General features: G+C 45.7%; 2 protein-coding genes. Both read left to right on the plus strand.

Going from position 1 to position 575, the window contains the following annotated elements:
• Positions 1 to 369, plus strand: a 369-nt coding sequence (locus ACTHSP_RS21385) for a ribonucleotide-diphosphate reductase subunit beta (protein ID WP_440346925.1), incomplete at its 5' end; no start/stop codon positions are given.
• A 75-nt stretch (positions 370 to 444) separates the two neighbouring features.
• Positions 445 to 575: DUF6979 family protein (locus tag ACTHSP_RS21390; protein WP_440346926.1), on the plus strand; the 131-nt coding region annotated here is incomplete at its 3' end.

The raw sequence follows: 575 nt of genomic DNA on the forward strand, positions 1-575 counted from the left end.
GGTGCCGATGATCCTGAAATGGCTGAAATTGCGAATGAATTGCAGGACGAGTGTTTCAACCTCTTCAAAAAAGCAGCCGAGCAGGAAAAAGAATGGGCGGCCTATCTGTTTAAAGACGGCTCAATGATTGGCCTGAACAAGGAAATTCTGGCTCAATACGTTGAATACATTACCAATCTGCGTATGCAGGCGGTTGGCCTTCCTGCCGGATTTGAAGGTGCGACCCAAAATCCGATTCCTTGGATCAACGCATGGCTGTCTTCTGACAATGTACAGGTTGCGCCGCAGGAAGTGGAAATTTCTTCTTACTTAATCGGTCAGATTGATTCGGAAGTCAGCGCGGACGATTTGGGCGATTTCGAGCTGTAAACCGCGTTTCAGACGGCCTTTGGGCGTAACCGGCCGTCTGAAAATCTCTTTTCAATCCTCAAGGTATAACCAAAAATGAAGATTTATGGCGACATTGCGGTAAAAGCAGCTGAATCATATTCTAAATATGAAGATATGGAACAAGCTTGGACAGAGATTGCGGCATCATTTCCCATCAAGGAGTCAATTAGAAAAAAAGGATGCCC

This window comes from Neisseria sp. P0001.S005 (assembly GCF_051963715.1).